Origin of the sequence: Nocardiopsis terrae, assembly GCF_014651695.1 — a bacterium.
GTDB lineage: Bacteria > Actinomycetota > Actinomycetes > Streptosporangiales > Streptosporangiaceae > Nocardiopsis > Nocardiopsis terrae.
This window is the reverse complement of the sequence record NZ_BMXJ01000002.1, coordinates 134660-149444: the sequence shown is the minus strand read 5'-3', so window position 1 is coordinate 149444 and position 14785 is coordinate 134660. Positions and strand designations below refer to the sequence as shown.

The window sequence follows — 14785 nt, the reverse complement described above, 5'->3', positions numbered from 1 at the left end:
AACCCGTCGTACGCGGCTGGTCGGCGACACCACGACGGGGACCCCGGTCCCGGGGTGGCGAGAGGTCGGACAGAGGCGTACAGTCCTCTCTGGTGCGCCGGGGAAGTTCACGCGGCGGACACCACATCTCTCTCTAGGCGAAATCAGATCCATGACCGTCGTCCCCCTCCGCGCCGCGCGTGTCTACCGCTCCGAAACAGCCGAGCGGTCCGTGCACGCCTGGTGTCACAGAGCCCTCAGCCAGTGGCCCGAACTCGCGCCCCTTCCTCCCGTGCAGACCCGGCTGGGCCCCACGCAGGCCTTCCGCGCCTCGGGCGGGACCGGCACCCCGGTCCTGGTCCTGTCGGGCACCAACTTCAACGCCGCCACCACGGTTCCCGCGGCCCGCGCGCTCGCCGCGGAGCGTCCGGTGCTGCTGGTCGACCCGCCCGGGCAGCCGGGGCTGAGCTGTAGCCAGCGGACCTCCGGTTCCCGGATCGGTGCCTACGGTGAGTGGCTCGACGAACTGCTGCCCCGGATCACCGACGAGCCGGTCATCGTCCTGGGCCACTCCCGGGGCGCGGCGATCGCGCTGTCCTCGACCCCGAACCCGCTCGTCGCCGGGATGCTGCTGCTCAACCCCGCCGGGTTGACCGCGGCCGGCGTCAGCTCGGAGTCGATGCGCGTCACCCTGCCGTGGATGCTCCACCCCAACGAGCAGACCAGCAACCGGCTCATAGAGTTCCTCAGCGGACCGTCCACGGACACCGGCTGCGCGGAGCACCGGTCCGAGGCGGAGTGGCTGACCCTGGTCTCGCGCCACTGCCGTACCCACTCGACGCCGACCCCGCTGCAGGCGGAGTCCTTCCTGGCCTGGGCCGGAACCCCGGTCCGGGTGGCCACCGGTTCACACGACCCGTTCTTCTCGCCCGCCCGTCTGCACGGTCCGGCCCGCCGGTTCCTCGACACGGGTGTGCACACCATCGAAGGGGCGGGGCACCTGTCCCTGTACGAGCAGCCCGAGAAGGTCGCCGAACTCCTCCGCGAGCTCGACGCCTGAGTCGTGTCCGGGTACCGGTGGGGTGGGGTCCTCAGGGGCGGCCCAGCGCCCGGCGCAGCTCCGGCACCGAGGTGAACACGTGCCCCCGGAGCCCGAGCGCCCGGGCGGCCTCGACGTTGGACCGGTTGTCGTCCACGAACAGCACTTCCCCGGCGGCGCCCATGCGCTCCAGGCACCACCGGTAGGCGTCCGCCTCCGGTTTGGCGTGCCCGATCCGGCAGGAGAGCCCCAGCACCGGAAACAGCTCCAGCAGGCGCGCGTGGCGCTCCTCGAAGCGGGCGGCCAGTTCCGGGGGGATGTTCGAGAGCAGCCCGAGCGGGACCCTCGCGTCGGCGAGCTCCGAGACCAGCTCCACCGATTCCTCGTTCAGCCGCGACCAGCTCTCCAGGTCCAGGGAGAGGAGCCGCTCGACCCGGTCCGGGGAGAAGGCGGTGCCGAGCAGCCCGCCCACCGCCTGCCAGTAGGCGGGTCCGTCCAGGTCGCCTCGGTCGTAGTCCTTGCGCGGCGCCCAGTAGGCGGCCCAGAAGGCGTCGTGGCCGTGTCCGGAGTACTCCACCATCGCCTCGCGGACCGTCGGCGACTGGTCCATGGCGACCACACCGAACATGTCGAACAGCACAGCGTCCAAGAAGGGCTCCCGGGGTCGAACGGCGGTCTTCGGTCGGGGTGCGAAGGGGCTCCTTCCCCGCACGTCCCCGGCGAACCCCCGCGCCCGGATGGATACCCCGAACGTGCGGGATTTTTGTCATACTTTTTGGTTTTTGAGTAGTTTCAGGATGCTTTTTCTTTTTTCTGTGTAATGTCCGAAGAAAATGGTTCTGGTGTCCGTGCAACGGCAAGGAGGAAGGGGAAAAGCCCTTCCCGGTGCGTATCCTTGCCCGAGGCAGACAGCGGGGTGGAAGGGTCGGACCGCGTTGTCGGACAAAACCGGTAAACCAGAAAGCAGTCGGCATGTTCGAAAAGCTGGCACACAAGCTGGGATTGGAAACCAATCCGGCGATCTTCTTCATATCGGCCGCACTGACCGTCCTGTTCGTCGTGTGCGCCATCGCCTTCACCGACACGGTGGACCTGGTCTTCGGCGCCACCTCGGGCTGGATCCTGTCCCGAATGGGCTGGCTCTACATCCTCGGTGTGACGAGCTTCCTCATCTTCCTGATCTGGATCTCGCTCAGCCGGTTCGGACACGTCCGTCTCGGCTCACCGGACAGCAAACCCGAGTACAGCAACCTCACCTGGTTCTGCATGCTGTTCGCGGCCGGTATCGGCAGCATCCTCATGTTCTGGGGTGTGGCCGAACCGATCAGCCATTTCGCCAACCCGCCGCAGGGCAACGTCGAACCCGGATCGGTCCAGGCCGCGGAACAGGCCATGGGGTTCACGCTCTACCACTTCGGGCTGCACACCTGGACGATCTTCTGCCTGCCGGCCCTGGCCTTCGCCTACTTCGTCTACCGCAAGGGCCTGCCCTTCCGGGTCAGCTCGATCTTCTACCCCTTCCTCGGGGAGCGGATCAACGGCCCCTTCGGCCGGCTCATCGACATCTTCGCGGTGCTGGGCACCCTGTTCGGTGTTGCGGTGACCATCGGCCTGGGCACCATGCAGATCAACAGCGGGCTCAACACGCTGTTCGGTATCGAGGAGAGCCGCCTCACCCAGATCATCCTCATCTCCGTCATCACCCTGATCGCGGTGATCTCCGTGATGACCGGTCTGGACACCGGGATCAAGTGGCTCTCCTCCATCAACATCGTGATGGCGGTCGGGCTGCTCCTCTTCGTGTTCTTCGCCGGGTCCTCCCTGTTCCTGGCCAAGGGCGTCATCGAGACCACCGGTATCTACCTGGAGTGGCTGATCCCGCTCTCGTTCTGGAACGACGCGTTCGGTAACACGGGGTGGCAGGGCACCTGGACGGTCTTCTACTGGGCGTGGACCATCACCTGGTCGCCGTTCGTGGGGATCTTCATCGCCCGCATCTCCAAGGGGCGCACCATCCGGGAGTTCGTCCTGGGGGTGCTGGGGCTGCCCACCGCGTTCAGCATCGTCTGGTTCAGCGTGTTCGGGCTCTCCTCCTTCGACATCGAGATGAACCAGGGCGGCGGCCTGGTGGAGGAGGTCGTGGAGCAGGGGGACATCCCCGGCGCGCTCTTCGCCTTCCTGACCCACTACCCGCTGACGACCCTGCTCTCGGTGATAGCCATCGTCATCGTGGTCATCTTCTTCACCACCTCCTCGGACTCGGCGTCCCTGGTGGTGGACATGCTCTGCTCCGGAACGTCGGACTCCCCGACCCGCCAGCGGGTGTTCTGGGGCATCACCGAGGGGGTGGTCGCCGCCACGGTCCTCACGGCGTCCGGCGAGGGGGGCCTTGACGCGCTGCAACAGACGATCATCGTGTTCGGGCTGCCGTTCTTCGTGATCGGCTTCTTCATGATGGCCGCGCTGGTGAAGTCCCTCCAGGCGGAGTTCGCCGAGGGTTCCGGTACCCAACGGCAGCGCAAGGCTCCCCTGACGGCACGGTCCCGTCGGATGCGGCGCGATCAGCAGCGTGATGCCGGAGGCGGTCCGAACGGTCCCGAGAGCGGGACCAACGGGGTCGGCGGCCGGGAGACCGGCGGACCCGCCTGACCGCGGCCCGGGAACCGGGACGGGGAGGAGGGGCGGAGGGGGTGCCGGGCAGGGGCACCATGGAGGCATGACCCACACCGACGGCCGTGCCGGCTCCGACGAACGCTTCCTCTCCGCCACCGCCGACCGGCTCGCCGCCCTCCCCGGGGCCGAGGCGGTCTCCCTCGGCGGTTCGCGGGCCCAGGGCACCCACCGGCCGGACAGCGACTGGGACCTCGCCCTCTACTACCGGGGCACCGCGGGCGGGTTCGACCCCCGGGCGCTTCGGGAGACCGGATGGGAGGGCGAGGTCTCGGAGATCGGCGGCTGGGGCGGGGGCGTGTTCAACGGCGGCGCCCGGCTGCGGATCGACGGCCGTGGCGTGGACGTCCACTACCGCGACCTCGACGTGGTCGAACACGAACTGGCCGAGGCCGAACAGGGCCGGTTCCGGATCGAACCGCTCATGTTCCACCTGGTGGGCGCCCCCACCTACCTGGTCGTCGCCGAACTCGCCGTCGGCCGGGTACTGGTCGGTGACCTGCCCCGGCCCGGCTACCCGGACGCGCTCCGCCGGAGCGCACCGCCCCTCTGGCGCGGGTTCGCCTCGGCCAACCTCGCCCACGCCGAACACGACCACGCGCCGTACGGCCGGGTGGCCCGGTGCGCGGGGCTGATCGCCCAGGCCGCCTCGCAGACCGCGCACGCCGTACTGGCCGCCCGCGGCGAGTGGGCGACCAACGACAGGACCCTGCTCGCCAGCGCCGGGCTGGAGGAGGTGGACTTCGTGGTCGCCGGGATGACCGCCGACCCCCAGGACCTCCTCGCCGCGGTCGCCGAGACCGGGCGGATCATCGCCGGGGCCCGGTAGCGCCGAACGGCGCCTCTCCGGAGCCGACGGCACCGCCGACCCCACGCGCGGGCGGGGGCGTTCCCACGTCCCCGCCCGCGCCTGCGCCGCTACTTCGTCCAGGTCATGTTCACCACGGCGCTGATGGTGTCGTAGCCCGCCCGGGTGAACGCCTCGGCCATCGGCGCGTTGCCGACGTCCGTGGCGGCCCGGACGCTGGAAACACCCTCCTCGGCCAGCACCCGGGTGCCCTCGGCGAGCAGGTCGTCGATGTAGCCGTTGCCGCGGTGCTCGGGCAGCACCGCGATGTAGGCGATGATCGGGTGGTAGGCGTTGCGGGCGGGGATGACGAAGCCCACCGGCTCGCCGTCGGGGAGCGTCGCCACCCGCCACCAGTCCCGGGGCGTCGTGTAGTTGGCGAACTCGTCGGCGAAGTTGGCCGCGGCGACCTCCTCGGCGGACTTCTCGTCGAGGTCGACGCGGTCGTGGGCGTCCAGGGTCCCCTCCAGGGCGCGGGCCATGAGGCCGAGGATGTCCTCGGTGCCCTCGATCCCGCGGAACCGCAGGCGCCCGCTCGGCCGGGGGACCGGATACCCGGCGAACCACTCGTAGCGCAGGCGCTCGACGAGCGGGACGGCGCCCACCCGCTCGACCGCGTGCACACGGTCCTCCACCGTGCGCCGGGCCGCCCCGTCCTCGCGCCAGTCGGCGGGGACGAAACGCAGGTACTCGGGCGGGGGAGTGCCCTGGGGGACCGGGACGCCCTCCGGGAAGAGGGCCTCGTTCGCGGTGCGCAGCAGGTGTTCGGCCACGCCGACACGGTCCACGTCGCGGGCGCTGTCGTCCACGTCGAGGACGTCCAGCAGGAAGGGGGCGTCGTCATGGTTGCGGCACCACCAGGACAGGCGGGCCAGGAGCCGGTCGCCGTCGAGGGCCACCCACATCCAGGAGGGGCGGCGGCGACCCTTGGCGAGGTCGTCGGCGAACTCGGGGTTCTGCACGTAGGGCAGCCGGTTGAAGAGCTCCAGCTCTTCGGGACCGGTGATGGGACGGACGGTCAGGGCGTTCGGAAGAACGGTCAAGGCAGCACCTTCGGTGTGTGCGCCCGCCGTCGCCGGGGTCAGCGGTGGTCGCTGACCCGGGAGGACACGGACGCGGTGATCACGGGGAACATCGGATGTGCCTCCTCTCTGGTCTCCGCCGCGCCGGGGGTCGGACGCGGCCACAGCATTTATAGCGGCGGAGCTTCCGTTCCCGCAAGCCCTTTACCGCAGGGGATCCCGGGGCGGCACCTCCAGCGGGGGCTCGTCCGCGGTCTGCTCCGCCACCCCGGCCGGAGCCCGGCGCGGGCGGGTCACCAGCAGGGTGAGGACCCCGGCGAGCAGGCCCCAGAAGGCCGACCCCACCCCGAACAGGGTGAACCCGGAGGCCGTCGCCAGGAACGTCACCACCGCGGCCTCCCGGGACCCCTCGTCGGAGACCGCCGAAGCCAGCGAACCGCCGATCGTGCCCAGCAGCCCCAGCCCGGCGATCGCCAGCACCAGGGTTGACGGCAGTGTGGCCAGCAGCGACGCCACGGTCGCGCCGAACAACCCCACGCACAGGTAGAAGACACCCGCCCAGACCCCGGCGAGGTAGCGGCGCTCCCGGTCCGGGTGGGCCTGCGGGCCCGTGCAGATCGCCGCGGTGATCGCGGCCAGGTTCATCCCGTAGCAGCCGAACGGGGCCAGGACCAGGTTGGTCGCCCCGGTCCACCCGATCACCGGGGAGATCGGCACCCGGTAGCCGTCGCCGCGCAGCACCGCCACCCCCGGCAGGTTCTGCGAGGCCATCGTCACCACGAACAGCGGCAGGCCGACACTGACCAGCACCGGCAGGGAGAACTCGGGGGCGACGAACACGGGCGCGGCCAGGGCGAGTTCCACCGACCCCAACCGCAGGGAGCCCTGTGCTGCGGCCACCAGGCCACCGGCGAGCAGGGAGAGCAGGACCGCGTACCGGGGAAGCCACCGGCGACACAGCAGGTACACCGTGAACATCGCGAACACCACCGCGAAGTCGCCCTCCATGCTGGTGAACAGCCCGATCCCGAACTGCAGCAGCACCCCCGCCAGCAACCCCGCGGCCAGCGGTACCGGGATGCGGTCCATCACCCGCTCGAACCACCCCGTCACCCCGCTCAGCGTGATGAGCGCGGCAGAGAACAGGAAGGCGCCCACGGCCTGGGCCATGGTCACCCCGTCCAACCCGACCGCCAGCAGGGCGGCCCCCGGCGTGGACCAGGCGGTCACCACGGGGGCCCGGTAACGCAGGGACAGGCCGACACAGGTCACGGCCATGCCCACGCCCAGCGCGAGCATCCACGAGGCGATCTCCCCGGGGGAGGCTCCGGCGGCCTCGGCGGCGGTGAACACGATCGCGGCCGAGCTCGTCACCCCGACCAGGACGGCGATGAGCCCGGCGGTCACGGCGGACAGGGGAAAGGCGTGCCGCGCACGCCGGGCGAGCGTTCTCATAACGAACCATCCTGTCGTCCCACCACCGAGCTCCGGCAACCGGGTGGGGGCCACCGGACGCGGCGGGGTGAAAACCGGTGGATCCGGGCCCTGACCTGGGAGGAGGATGTGCGGATGAGCAGAACCTTCGACGAGCTCCTCGCCGGGGCCGCAGCCGAGCCGACCGAGGGCTGGGACTTCTCCTGGTTCGAGGGCCGTGCCACCGAGCAGCGCCCCTCCTGGGGCTACCAGCGACTCATGGGTGAGCGGATGGCCCGCGCCTCCGCCGCCCTCGACATCCAGACCGGGGGCGGCGAGGTCCTCGCCGGGATCCCCGGACACCCGCCACTGACCGTCGCCACCGAGGGGTGGCCGCCCAACGTCGCCAGGGCCACCCGCCTCCTGCACCCCAGAGGGGTGGCCGTGGTCGCCGACCCGGACGAACCCCCGCTGCCCTTCGCCGACGCCGCCTTCGACCTGGTCGTATGCCGCCACCCGGTGACCGTCTGGTGGGAGGAGATCGCCCGCGTCCTCACCCCCGGCGGCACCTACCTGGCACAGCACGTCGGGCCGTCGAGCGTCTTCGAGCTGGTCGAGTACTTCCTCGGCCCCCAGCCGGAGGAGGTCCGCGACGCACGCCACCCGGACCGGGAGGCGGCCGGGGCCGAAGCGGCCGGGCTGGAGGTCGTCGACCTCAGGGCGGAGCGGCTCAGGACGGAGTTCCACGACGTCGGAGCAATCGTGTACTTCCTGCGCAAGGTCGTGTGGATGGTGCCCGGATTCACCGTGGACGGGTACCGCGACCGGCTGCGGGAGCTGCACGAGCGGATCACGGCGCAGGGGCCGTTCGTGGCCCACTCCGCCCGCCACCTGATCGAGGCCCGCAAGCCGGAGTGAGGCCCGTGTCCGGGCCTGTCGCCCGCCCTCCCGGCCGGTCACACGTACCGGCCGGAAGGGGAGGGCGACCGGGCTCAGCTACGGGCTGTGACGTGCTGGACGACCTCGAAGCCCCAGATCTCGCTGTTGCTCGCCGCCGGACCGCCGTGCCCGCCGGACGCGTGGCCGTCCTTCTTCGCGTCGGCCGCGGCCTGGGCGTGGCCCTTCCGGAAGGCCTGGCCGCTCACCCAGTTCTGGAAGTCCTCCTCGGACCGCCAGCGGGTGTACACCAGGTACTTGTCGGTGCCCTCGACGGGGCGCAGGAGCTGGAACTCCTCGAACCCCTCCTGGTCCTCCACCAGACCCGCGCGCTTGGCGAAACGCTCCTCCAGCGTGGAGCCCTCGCCCTCGGGGACGGTCAGGACGTTGAACTTGACGACACTGGTCACGCGTGTACCTCCGGTCGGTCGGATGCCTTGCTGAGGCCAACCTAAGGGACCAGCTCAGGCGCCGGTCACCCGATCCACCCACTCCACCAGCTCACCGACGACCTCCGCCCGGTTGGTCTCGTTGAGCACCTCGTGCCGCGCGCCCGGGTAGGTGCGGTACACGAGGTCGGTGACGCCCGCTTCGCGATAGCGCTCGACCAGCGCGTCGCTGAACTCCAACCGGTGGTTGAGCGGGTCGTGGTCCCCGACCAGGACGTACACGGGCAGGTCGCCTCGCAGCCCCGAGGGGTCCGTGAGCGGGCCGAAGGCCGCGGTGGCCAACCCCGTCAGCCCGTCCTCGTCCAGCGCGAACCCGCACAGGGGATCGGCGACGTACAGGTCGACCTGCTCCTCGTCGCGGCTGATCCAGTCCGCTCCGGTCCGGACCGGCTGGAAGGGGGCGTTGAACACCTCGTCGAGGTCGGTGGTGCCCGGCGGGACCGAGCCCAGGAACAGGTCCGCGGCGGTGGTGCCGCTGAGCGCCGCCCCGGTGAGCAGGTCGGCGTGTTCGAGCAGGTACTGCTGGGTGGCGAAGGAACCCAGGCTGTGCCCGATCAGTACCAGCGGCAGGCCGGGGTGGCGGTCGCGCAGGATCCGGGAGAGCGCGGCCATGTCGGCGACCAGCAGGTTCCAGCCGTCCGCGCCCAGGTGGCCGGGCGCGGCGTGCATGGTGGCTCCGTGGCCCCGGTGGTCGTTGGCGTACACCGTGTACCCGCGCTCGTTGAGTGCCCGGGCCAGGGGAGCGTAACGCAGGGCGTGCTCGCCCATGCCGTGTGCCAGCTGTACGATTCCGCGCGGCGGGCCGTCGGGCTGCCACTCGTGGACGTGCACGGTGAGGCCGTCGCTGCTGTGGAAGGTGAACATCGCTCTCCCGGGAATGGATGACGGGACTGCGGGCTCAGGGGTGCGGGAAGCCCGCCGTGTCACTGATTGTGCCCCGGGGTCCTTCCCGCGTCATCCCAGGCCGTGCTTGCGGGCCACGATCCGCAGCATCGCGGCGCGGGGCAGCAGACGGCGCAGCGCGAACACGAGCGGGGCGTTGCTGCCCACGGCGTACAGCGGCCGCGGCCGCCTCGCCTCGATCGCCCCGACCACGGTCGCGGCCACCCGCTCCGCCGAGATCCCCCTGGCCTCGTTGGCGTTGAGCGCGTTCACCATGGTCCGGTACTCCTCCCGGAACGGGGAGTCCTCACCCACGTACTGGGTGCGGCGCTCACTGATCCCGGTGTTGATCGAACCCGGCTCCACCGTCGTCACGCCCACCCCGAACGGCGACACCTCGCGCCGCGCGGCGTCCGCGAAACCCTTCATCGCCGCCTTGGCGGCCACGTACGAGGAGCGGTACGCCAGCGGGAAACTCGCCAGCATCGAGCCCACCATGACCACGCGCCCGTACCCGCGCGAGCGCATCCCCGGCAGGACCAGCTGGGTGAGGCGGACCGCGCCGAACACGTTGAGCCGGAACACCCGTTCCACCGCCGCCATGGGCAGTTCCTCGATCGGGCCGTTCTGGCTCTCGCCCGCGTTGTTGACCAGGACGTCCACCTCGCCCGCGGCCCTGGCGCACGCCTCCACGGACTCGTAGTCGGTCAGGTCCAGGGGCAGGTACTCGACCCCCGGGACCGGATCGGCGACCGTCGCGGGGTCGCGGCTGGTTCCGAACACGCGGTAGCCGCGCCCGACCAGTGCCGCGGCCACCGCCGCCCCGATGCCGGAGGAGGCTCCGGTGACGAGCGCCGTACGACGGGAGGGGGACGAGGGGGTGGCAGGGGGCACGGGGAACCCTTCGGGTCGGGGGAGAGGCGCGCACCACCCTAGTTGACCAACGTTCAACAGGCTCGGCCCGGGGCCGGACGCCGGGGCGACCGCCCCCGGGTCCGGCCCGGGCGCGAGGAGCGTGCGTCAGTCCCGCTCGCAGCCCTCCAGGACCAGGGAGAGCCCGGCGCCCAGCAGCCACAGGTCCTTGGACAGGGGCAGGCCGTCCGGGGTGGGGGCCAGGCTCCGGGGCTTGTGCATCCCGGGCGTGCGCAGGTAGAGGCCGAGCAGGCCGGCCGCGAAGGCACTCAGCCCCGCACCGGCGAGCCTGCTCGGCACGAGCGGCACCAGCAGGGCGGTGCCCAGGGCGATCTCCCCGGCGGACAGGATCCTGGTGAAGGTGGCCGGATCGACCTTGTCCAGGAACGGGTACGTGCCGACCGCCATCCCGTGCAGGCCCATCGCGGTGTCCTCGTCGGCGCCCCGCTTGTCCAGCCCCGAGTTGAGGATGGAGGCGCCGGTGGCGATGCGCAGGGCCAGCTGGTGCGGTCTGAAGGGCGGCTTCATACGGACTCCAAGGCGGCTCGACAACGAATTGTGGCTATGGGTGTTCAGAATGCTACTCACTGTTCGCATGGTGGGTCCGTCACGACCTGCCGGTGTCCGCCCCTTCCTACCCTCCGCCGGCACGGGCCACCGAGCCGGAAAAGCGGTTGCCCCTGCCCCGGAGCCGTGGTTTCCTGCGCGCGACCACCCCAGCGGGAAGGAAGAGCATGCGCAGAGTCATCGTGACCGGCGGCGGAACGGGCATGGGCCGGGCCATCGCCGAACGCCTCGCCTCCGAGGGGGACGAGGTCCACATCCTCGGACGCCGCAAGGAGACCCTGGACCGGGTCGTGGCGCACAACCCCGAAGCGCGGATCCTCCCCCTGCCGGTCGACCTCACCGACGAGGACGCGGTGCTGGCCGCGGCCCGAGAACTCGCGGCCGAACCCGTCGACGTCCTGGTCAACAACGCGGGCGGCATCCTCAAGGAGGCCCCGGTCGACCTCAAGGGCGCCTTCGACATCTACCGGAGGACCATCGACGCCAACCTGCTTTCGGCGATGATGCTGACCCGGGCGCTCTGGCCCGCCTTCCGACGCCCGGGCGGCCGGGTCGTCAACATCAGCTCCATCGCCGCGCACCGGGGCGGCGGCGACGCCTACGCGGCGGCCAAGGCCGGACTGTGCGGTTGGGGGATCGACCTCGCCGGACGGGGCGGCCCGGACGGGATCACCGTCAACACCGTCACCCCCGGATACGTTCAGGACACCGAGTTCTTCACCGGGGAGGGCCGGTCGGCCCGCCACGACGCCCTGGCGGCCGAGACCATGGTCGGCCGCGCGGGCGTCCCGGACGACGTGGCCGCGGCGGTGGCGTTCCTGGCCTCCCCCGAGGCCTCGTGGACGACCGGGCAGGTGCTGGGGGTCAACGGCGGCGCCCTCCCCGGGCGCTGAGGCCGACCCGTCATCGACACTGGGAAGCCGGCCCCGACGCCACACCAGTCCCCCAGCCGTCGGCCGACTCACACCACCCGGAGGAAACACGTGGCCGCATCCGCTGACGCCGAGACCGACGTCGTCGTGATCGGAGGCGGCCCGGCAGGGCTGGCCACCGGGTACCACCTGACACGCGAGCAGGCCGACTACGTCATCCTCGACGGGCAGGGGGCGCCGGGCGGTTTCTGGGACCGGGCCTGGAGCAACTACTGGGACTCCCTGCGGTTGATCTCCCCTGCCGAGCACAGCTCCCTGCCGGGCTGGCGGATGCCGGGAGAGCCGGGACAGGAGCTCCCCTCGGCGCGGCACGTCGCCGACTACCTGGCCGCGTACGAGCGCCGCTACGGGCTGCCCGTACGCCGACCGGTGACCGTCACCGGGGTGCGCCGCGCCGACGGGGCGCTGGAGGTGGTCGGCTCCACGGGCACGTGGCGCGCCCGGCACGTGGTCAGCGCGACCGGGACCTGGCGCCGCCCGTACACGCCCGACCACCCCGGCCGGCACCTCTTCGAGGGCCGGCAGCTGCACACGGCCGACTACCGCGGTCCGGAGGAGTTCGCCGGGCGGCGGGTGACGGTCGTGGGCGGCGGCAACTCCGCGGCCCAGCTCCTCGCGGACCTCTCGGAGGTCGCCCACACCACGTGGGTCGCCCGGCGCCCGGTCAGGTTCATGCCCGACGACGTGGACGGCCGCGTGCTGTTCGACGCGGACACACAACGCGCCCTGGGCGGGCGAACGGGCAGGGGCGCCGCGTCCCCGGGTGACATCGTCATGGTGCCCAGTGTGCGCCGGGCGCGGGACAGGGGCGTCCTCACGGCGCTACCGATGTTCGAGCGGCTCACCCGGACCGGCGTGGCCTGGGCCGACGGCAGCGAACGGGAGACCGACGCGGTCCTGTGGTGTACCGGGTTCCGCCCGGTCCTGGACCACCTGGCCCCGTTGGAGCCGTTCGACGCGGACGGTCGGATCCCGCTCGACGGGAACCGCAGTGTCCGTGAGCCGAGGCTGCACCTGATCGGCTACGGGGACTGGACCGGGGCCGCGTCCGACACGCTGGTCGGCGCGGGCCGCACCGCCGGGGCCGCGGTCGCCCGCATCGTCGAGGACCTGCGGACGGGTTAGTCGGCCCACGGGTTCTTCGGGTACGCGGGAGGGCTGCTGACCGCGGTGCGGGACCGGCGGTGGTCGTAGCGGCCCCCGCCTGACGGCCCGTCCGGGCGGGGCCGCTGGTTTCCCCACCGGCCGCTCCCGGACCGTTCCGGCCCCGGTCCGGGCACGCCGTCAGCACACGCCGGCGCCCACCGGTCTCAGCCCTGTCCGCCGAAGCGGTCCCGGACCTCGTCCGTGGCGGCACCCATCGGGTCCTCCGCGATGCCGCCGAACTCCTGCGCCTGCTCCTGGAACCCCTGCGCCGCTTCGGTCGCGCCGCCCAGGCCCTCCTCGGCGAAGGCCTGGCCCTGTGCTCCGAGGTCCTGGCCCGCCCCCTCAAGGCCGTTGAAAGCCGTCTCCGCCCCGCCGCCCACCTGGTCCAGGGTGCCGCTCACCCCGTCCGTCACCTGCTCCGAGGCATCGCCGAACAGGCCCTTGAACCAATCGATCATTTCGCTGATCATCGCGTTTCGTTCCTTCCGTGGGCGCACTGCGCCTGGCTTGACGGGAACTCCCTACCCAGGCGGAATAAGCGCCGTGTAAGGGATTCCAGGAATACACGAGGATTCCGCACGCGGGCGGAAGGGACGGGGCGCAGGTGCCCGCCGGCACGTGTGGGAGAGGAACAGACGGGAGGGACCGCAGGAGCCGACCCGACCAGCGCCCTCCCGCCCTCCCGCACCTGACCGTCCCACCGGGAACTCCTTACAGACCTCCGTCCCGGGCTCAACCGAAACAGGACGGGGCCCAGGACTCGTGCACCCCGCCGTGCTCCAGGGAAGCGGGGGGACACGGGCCGTACTCCAGCGCGGCGTCGGCGGCCAGCCCGAGCACCCGGTCCCGCACCTCCAACTGGGACTGCCAGTGCCCGGGGAAGGCGTGCACCCCGTACCGGGCGCCGAGCAGGTTCCCGCACAGGGCCCCGATGGTGTCGCTGTCCCCGGAGTGGTTGACCGCCAGCCGCAGACCGTGCCGCCCGGCCTCGGGGAGCCCCCGGTGCCCCGGGCCCCGGGAACCCGGACTGGTGTCCGGGACGGTGAGGTCCTCGGCGCGCAGGGCCACGCACACCGCCACCGCCAGGGCCTCCTCCGAGGTCCACCCGTCACCGAGCCCGGCCAGGTCCCAGGCGTCCGGGACGCCCCGGGCGGCCACCGAGGCGGCCGAGTCCAGCGCCCGCGAGACCTCCCCGTGCCCCCTCCTGGCCTCCAACAGGTCCCTGGCCCGGGCCAGGGACCCGGGTAGCTCCCCGCCGCGGACCAGACCCCACACCGTGGCGGCGAACACCCCCGCGGCGAGTTGGGCCGTGCGGTGCCCGTGCGTCAGCGCGGCCACCTGCTCCGCCAGTTCGAAGGCGTACTCGGCGCTAACCGTCCCGAACCCGCACGGGGCCGTCCGGACCACGGCGGCGCACCCCTTCGAGTTGTTGACCGGCTCCGTCACGGTGCCCAGGGGCAGACCGGGCTCGTTCCGGGCGGCGGCCTTGCGCAGGGCGGCCACGGTGGCGGCCCCGTAACCGCGCGGGGTGTGCAGCGGGCCGGGGCCGTTCCACGGGCCCGCCGGGCCCGCTGGAGCCGTCGGGTCCGCGGGGGACGGCCCGGACGGTGCCGGGGCGGTGTCGGGGCCGCTCCCGTGGATCCGCGCCCACTCCAGGTAGGCCGTCTGGACCATGCCCACGGAGGCCCCACCGATGCCCTTGTCCCGGGCCCGGACCGAGGCCCGCACCAGGGCGTCGGAGGTGAGCAGCGTCAGTTGGGTCTCGTCGGTGATCGCTCCGACCCCGTAGGAGCCCTCGGCGTACTCGGTGAGGCCCCTCCCGCCGTACCGTTCGTGGATCTGGTCGAGCCCGAGCCCTTCGACGGGGGCTCCGAGCGCGTCGCCGACGGCGCCGCCCAACAGGCAGCCGGACAGGCGGTCGGGAAGGGGTGAGGGGGTGCGCATTGCAGGATGTTAGGTGGCTTCTGTGCCGCTTACAAGCCTTGCCCGGC

The 14785-nt window shown here is 71.9% G+C and carries 15 protein-coding genes; 6 read left to right on the top strand and 9 right to left on the bottom strand.

Features of this window, described 5'->3' with window-relative positions; all coding sequences use genetic code 11:
- The first annotated feature begins 151 nt into the window (after positions 1-151).
- Positions 152-1039 carry an alpha/beta fold hydrolase gene (locus IE195_RS04745; protein ID WP_191268162.1) on the top strand — a complete coding sequence of 296 codons (888 nt, stop codon included), beginning with the start codon at positions 152-154 and terminating at the stop codon, positions 1037-1039.
- A gap of 31 nt (positions 1040-1070) precedes the next feature.
- Here the strand turns inward: IE195_RS04745 and IE195_RS04740 are convergent, their stop codons facing one another.
- Positions 1071-1667: an HAD family hydrolase gene (locus tag IE195_RS04740; protein ID WP_191268161.1), complete on the bottom strand. Its 597-nt coding sequence runs from the start codon at positions 1665-1667 to the stop codon at positions 1071-1073.
- Positions 1668-1990: 323 nt separating this feature from the next.
- Between IE195_RS04740 and IE195_RS04735 the strand changes: the two genes are divergently transcribed.
- Positions 1991-3667, top strand: a complete 1677-nt coding sequence (locus IE195_RS04735; protein ID WP_225942338.1) for a BCCT family transporter — start codon at positions 1991-1993, stop codon at positions 3665-3667.
- Between the two features lie 67 nt (positions 3668-3734).
- Positions 3735-4517: a nucleotidyltransferase domain-containing protein gene (locus IE195_RS04730; RefSeq protein ID WP_191268160.1), complete on the top strand. Its 783-nt coding sequence runs from the start codon at positions 3735-3737 to the stop codon at positions 4515-4517.
- An 89-nt stretch (positions 4518-4606) separates the two neighbouring features.
- On the opposite strand, the gene IE195_RS04725 is transcribed toward IE195_RS04730, so the two are convergent.
- The gene (locus IE195_RS04725; protein WP_191268159.1) at positions 4607-5578 is read right to left on the bottom strand and encodes a GNAT family N-acetyltransferase; all 972 of its coding nucleotides are present in this window, start codon (positions 5576-5578) and stop codon (positions 4607-4609) included.
- 183 nt (positions 5579-5761) lie between these two features.
- Complete coding sequence (locus tag IE195_RS04720; protein ID WP_191268158.1) at positions 5762-7012, bottom strand: benzoate/H(+) symporter BenE family transporter; 1251 nt, start codon at positions 7010-7012, stop codon at positions 5762-5764.
- A gap of 114 nt (positions 7013-7126) precedes the next feature.
- On the opposite strand from IE195_RS04720, the gene IE195_RS04715 reads away from it, so the two are divergent.
- A complete protein-coding gene (locus IE195_RS04715; RefSeq protein ID WP_191268157.1) occupies positions 7127-7888 on the top strand; it encodes a class I SAM-dependent methyltransferase in 762 nt (253 codons plus the stop codon).
- 74 nt (positions 7889-7962) lie between these two features.
- Here IE195_RS04715 and IE195_RS04710 read toward each other — a convergent pair whose 3' ends face one another.
- From IE195_RS04710 to IE195_RS04695, 4 genes are all read right to left on the bottom strand, one after another.
- Positions 7963-8316, bottom strand: a complete 354-nt coding sequence (locus tag IE195_RS04710) for an antibiotic biosynthesis monooxygenase family protein (protein WP_191268156.1) — start codon at positions 8314-8316, stop codon at positions 7963-7965.
- 54 nt (positions 8317-8370) lie between these two features.
- Positions 8371-9219, bottom strand: a complete 849-nt coding sequence (locus IE195_RS04705; RefSeq protein WP_191268155.1) for an alpha/beta fold hydrolase — start codon at positions 9217-9219, stop codon at positions 8371-8373.
- A gap of 90 nt (positions 9220-9309) precedes the next feature.
- Positions 9310-10131: an SDR family oxidoreductase gene (locus tag IE195_RS04700; protein ID WP_191268154.1), complete on the bottom strand. Its 822-nt coding sequence runs from the start codon at positions 10129-10131 to the stop codon at positions 9310-9312.
- A 126-nt stretch (positions 10132-10257) separates the two neighbouring features.
- Positions 10258-10677, bottom strand: coding sequence for a hypothetical protein (locus IE195_RS04695; protein WP_191268153.1), 420 nt, complete (start codon positions 10675-10677; stop codon positions 10258-10260).
- A gap of 206 nt (positions 10678-10883) precedes the next feature.
- Here IE195_RS04695 and IE195_RS04690 point away from each other — a divergent pair, with 206 nt between their 5' ends.
- Positions 10884-11609: an SDR family NAD(P)-dependent oxidoreductase gene (locus IE195_RS04690; RefSeq protein ID WP_191268152.1), complete on the top strand. Its 726-nt coding sequence runs from the start codon at positions 10884-10886 to the stop codon at positions 11607-11609.
- Between the two features lie 90 nt (positions 11610-11699).
- Complete coding sequence (locus tag IE195_RS04685; RefSeq protein WP_191268151.1) at positions 11700-12773, top strand: ArsO family NAD(P)H-dependent flavin-containing monooxygenase; 1074 nt, start codon at positions 11700-11702, stop codon at positions 12771-12773.
- A gap of 185 nt (positions 12774-12958) precedes the next feature.
- On the opposite strand, the gene IE195_RS04680 is transcribed toward IE195_RS04685, so the two are convergent.
- Together IE195_RS04680 and IE195_RS04675 are read right to left on the bottom strand one after the other, a co-directional pair.
- Positions 12959-13264: a hypothetical protein gene (locus IE195_RS04680; RefSeq protein WP_191268150.1), complete on the bottom strand. Its 306-nt coding sequence runs from the start codon at positions 13262-13264 to the stop codon at positions 12959-12961.
- Positions 13265-13526: 262 nt separating this feature from the next.
- The gene (locus IE195_RS04675; protein WP_191268149.1) at positions 13527-14738 is read right to left on the bottom strand and encodes an ADP-ribosylglycohydrolase family protein; all 1212 of its coding nucleotides are present in this window, start codon (positions 14736-14738) and stop codon (positions 13527-13529) included.
- Between the last annotated feature and the right edge of the window lie 47 nt (positions 14739-14785).

Excerpts from the sequence above, each read along its gene's own strand:
- IE195_RS04715 (WP_191268157.1), top strand. The coding sequence starts at position 7,127 with ATGAGCAGAACCTTCGACGAGCTCCTCGCCGGGGCCGCAGCCGAGCCG.
- IE195_RS04675 (WP_191268149.1), bottom strand. The coding sequence starts at position 14,738 with ATGCGCACCCCCTCACCCCTTCCCGACCGCCTGTCCGGCTGCCTGTTG.
- IE195_RS04735 (WP_225942338.1), top strand. The coding sequence starts at position 1,991 with ATGTTCGAAAAGCTGGCACACAAGCTGGGATTGGAAACCAATCCGGCG.
- IE195_RS04720 (WP_191268158.1), bottom strand. The coding sequence starts at position 7,012 with ATGAGAACGCTCGCCCGGCGTGCGCGGCACGCCTTTCCCCTGTCCGCC.
- IE195_RS04680 (WP_191268150.1), bottom strand. The coding sequence starts at position 13,264 with ATGATCAGCGAAATGATCGATTGGTTCAAGGGCCTGTTCGGCGATGCC.
- IE195_RS04705 (WP_191268155.1), bottom strand. The coding sequence starts at position 9,219 with ATGTTCACCTTCCACAGCAGCGACGGCCTCACCGTGCACGTCCACGAG.
- IE195_RS04690 (WP_191268152.1), top strand. The coding sequence starts at position 10,884 with ATGCGCAGAGTCATCGTGACCGGCGGCGGAACGGGCATGGGCCGGGCC.
- IE195_RS04730 (WP_191268160.1), top strand. The coding sequence starts at position 3,735 with ATGACCCACACCGACGGCCGTGCCGGCTCCGACGAACGCTTCCTCTCC.
- IE195_RS04745 (WP_191268162.1), top strand. The coding sequence starts at position 152 with ATGACCGTCGTCCCCCTCCGCGCCGCGCGTGTCTACCGCTCCGAAACA.
- IE195_RS04695 (WP_191268153.1), bottom strand. The coding sequence starts at position 10,677 with ATGAAGCCGCCCTTCAGACCGCACCAGCTGGCCCTGCGCATCGCCACC.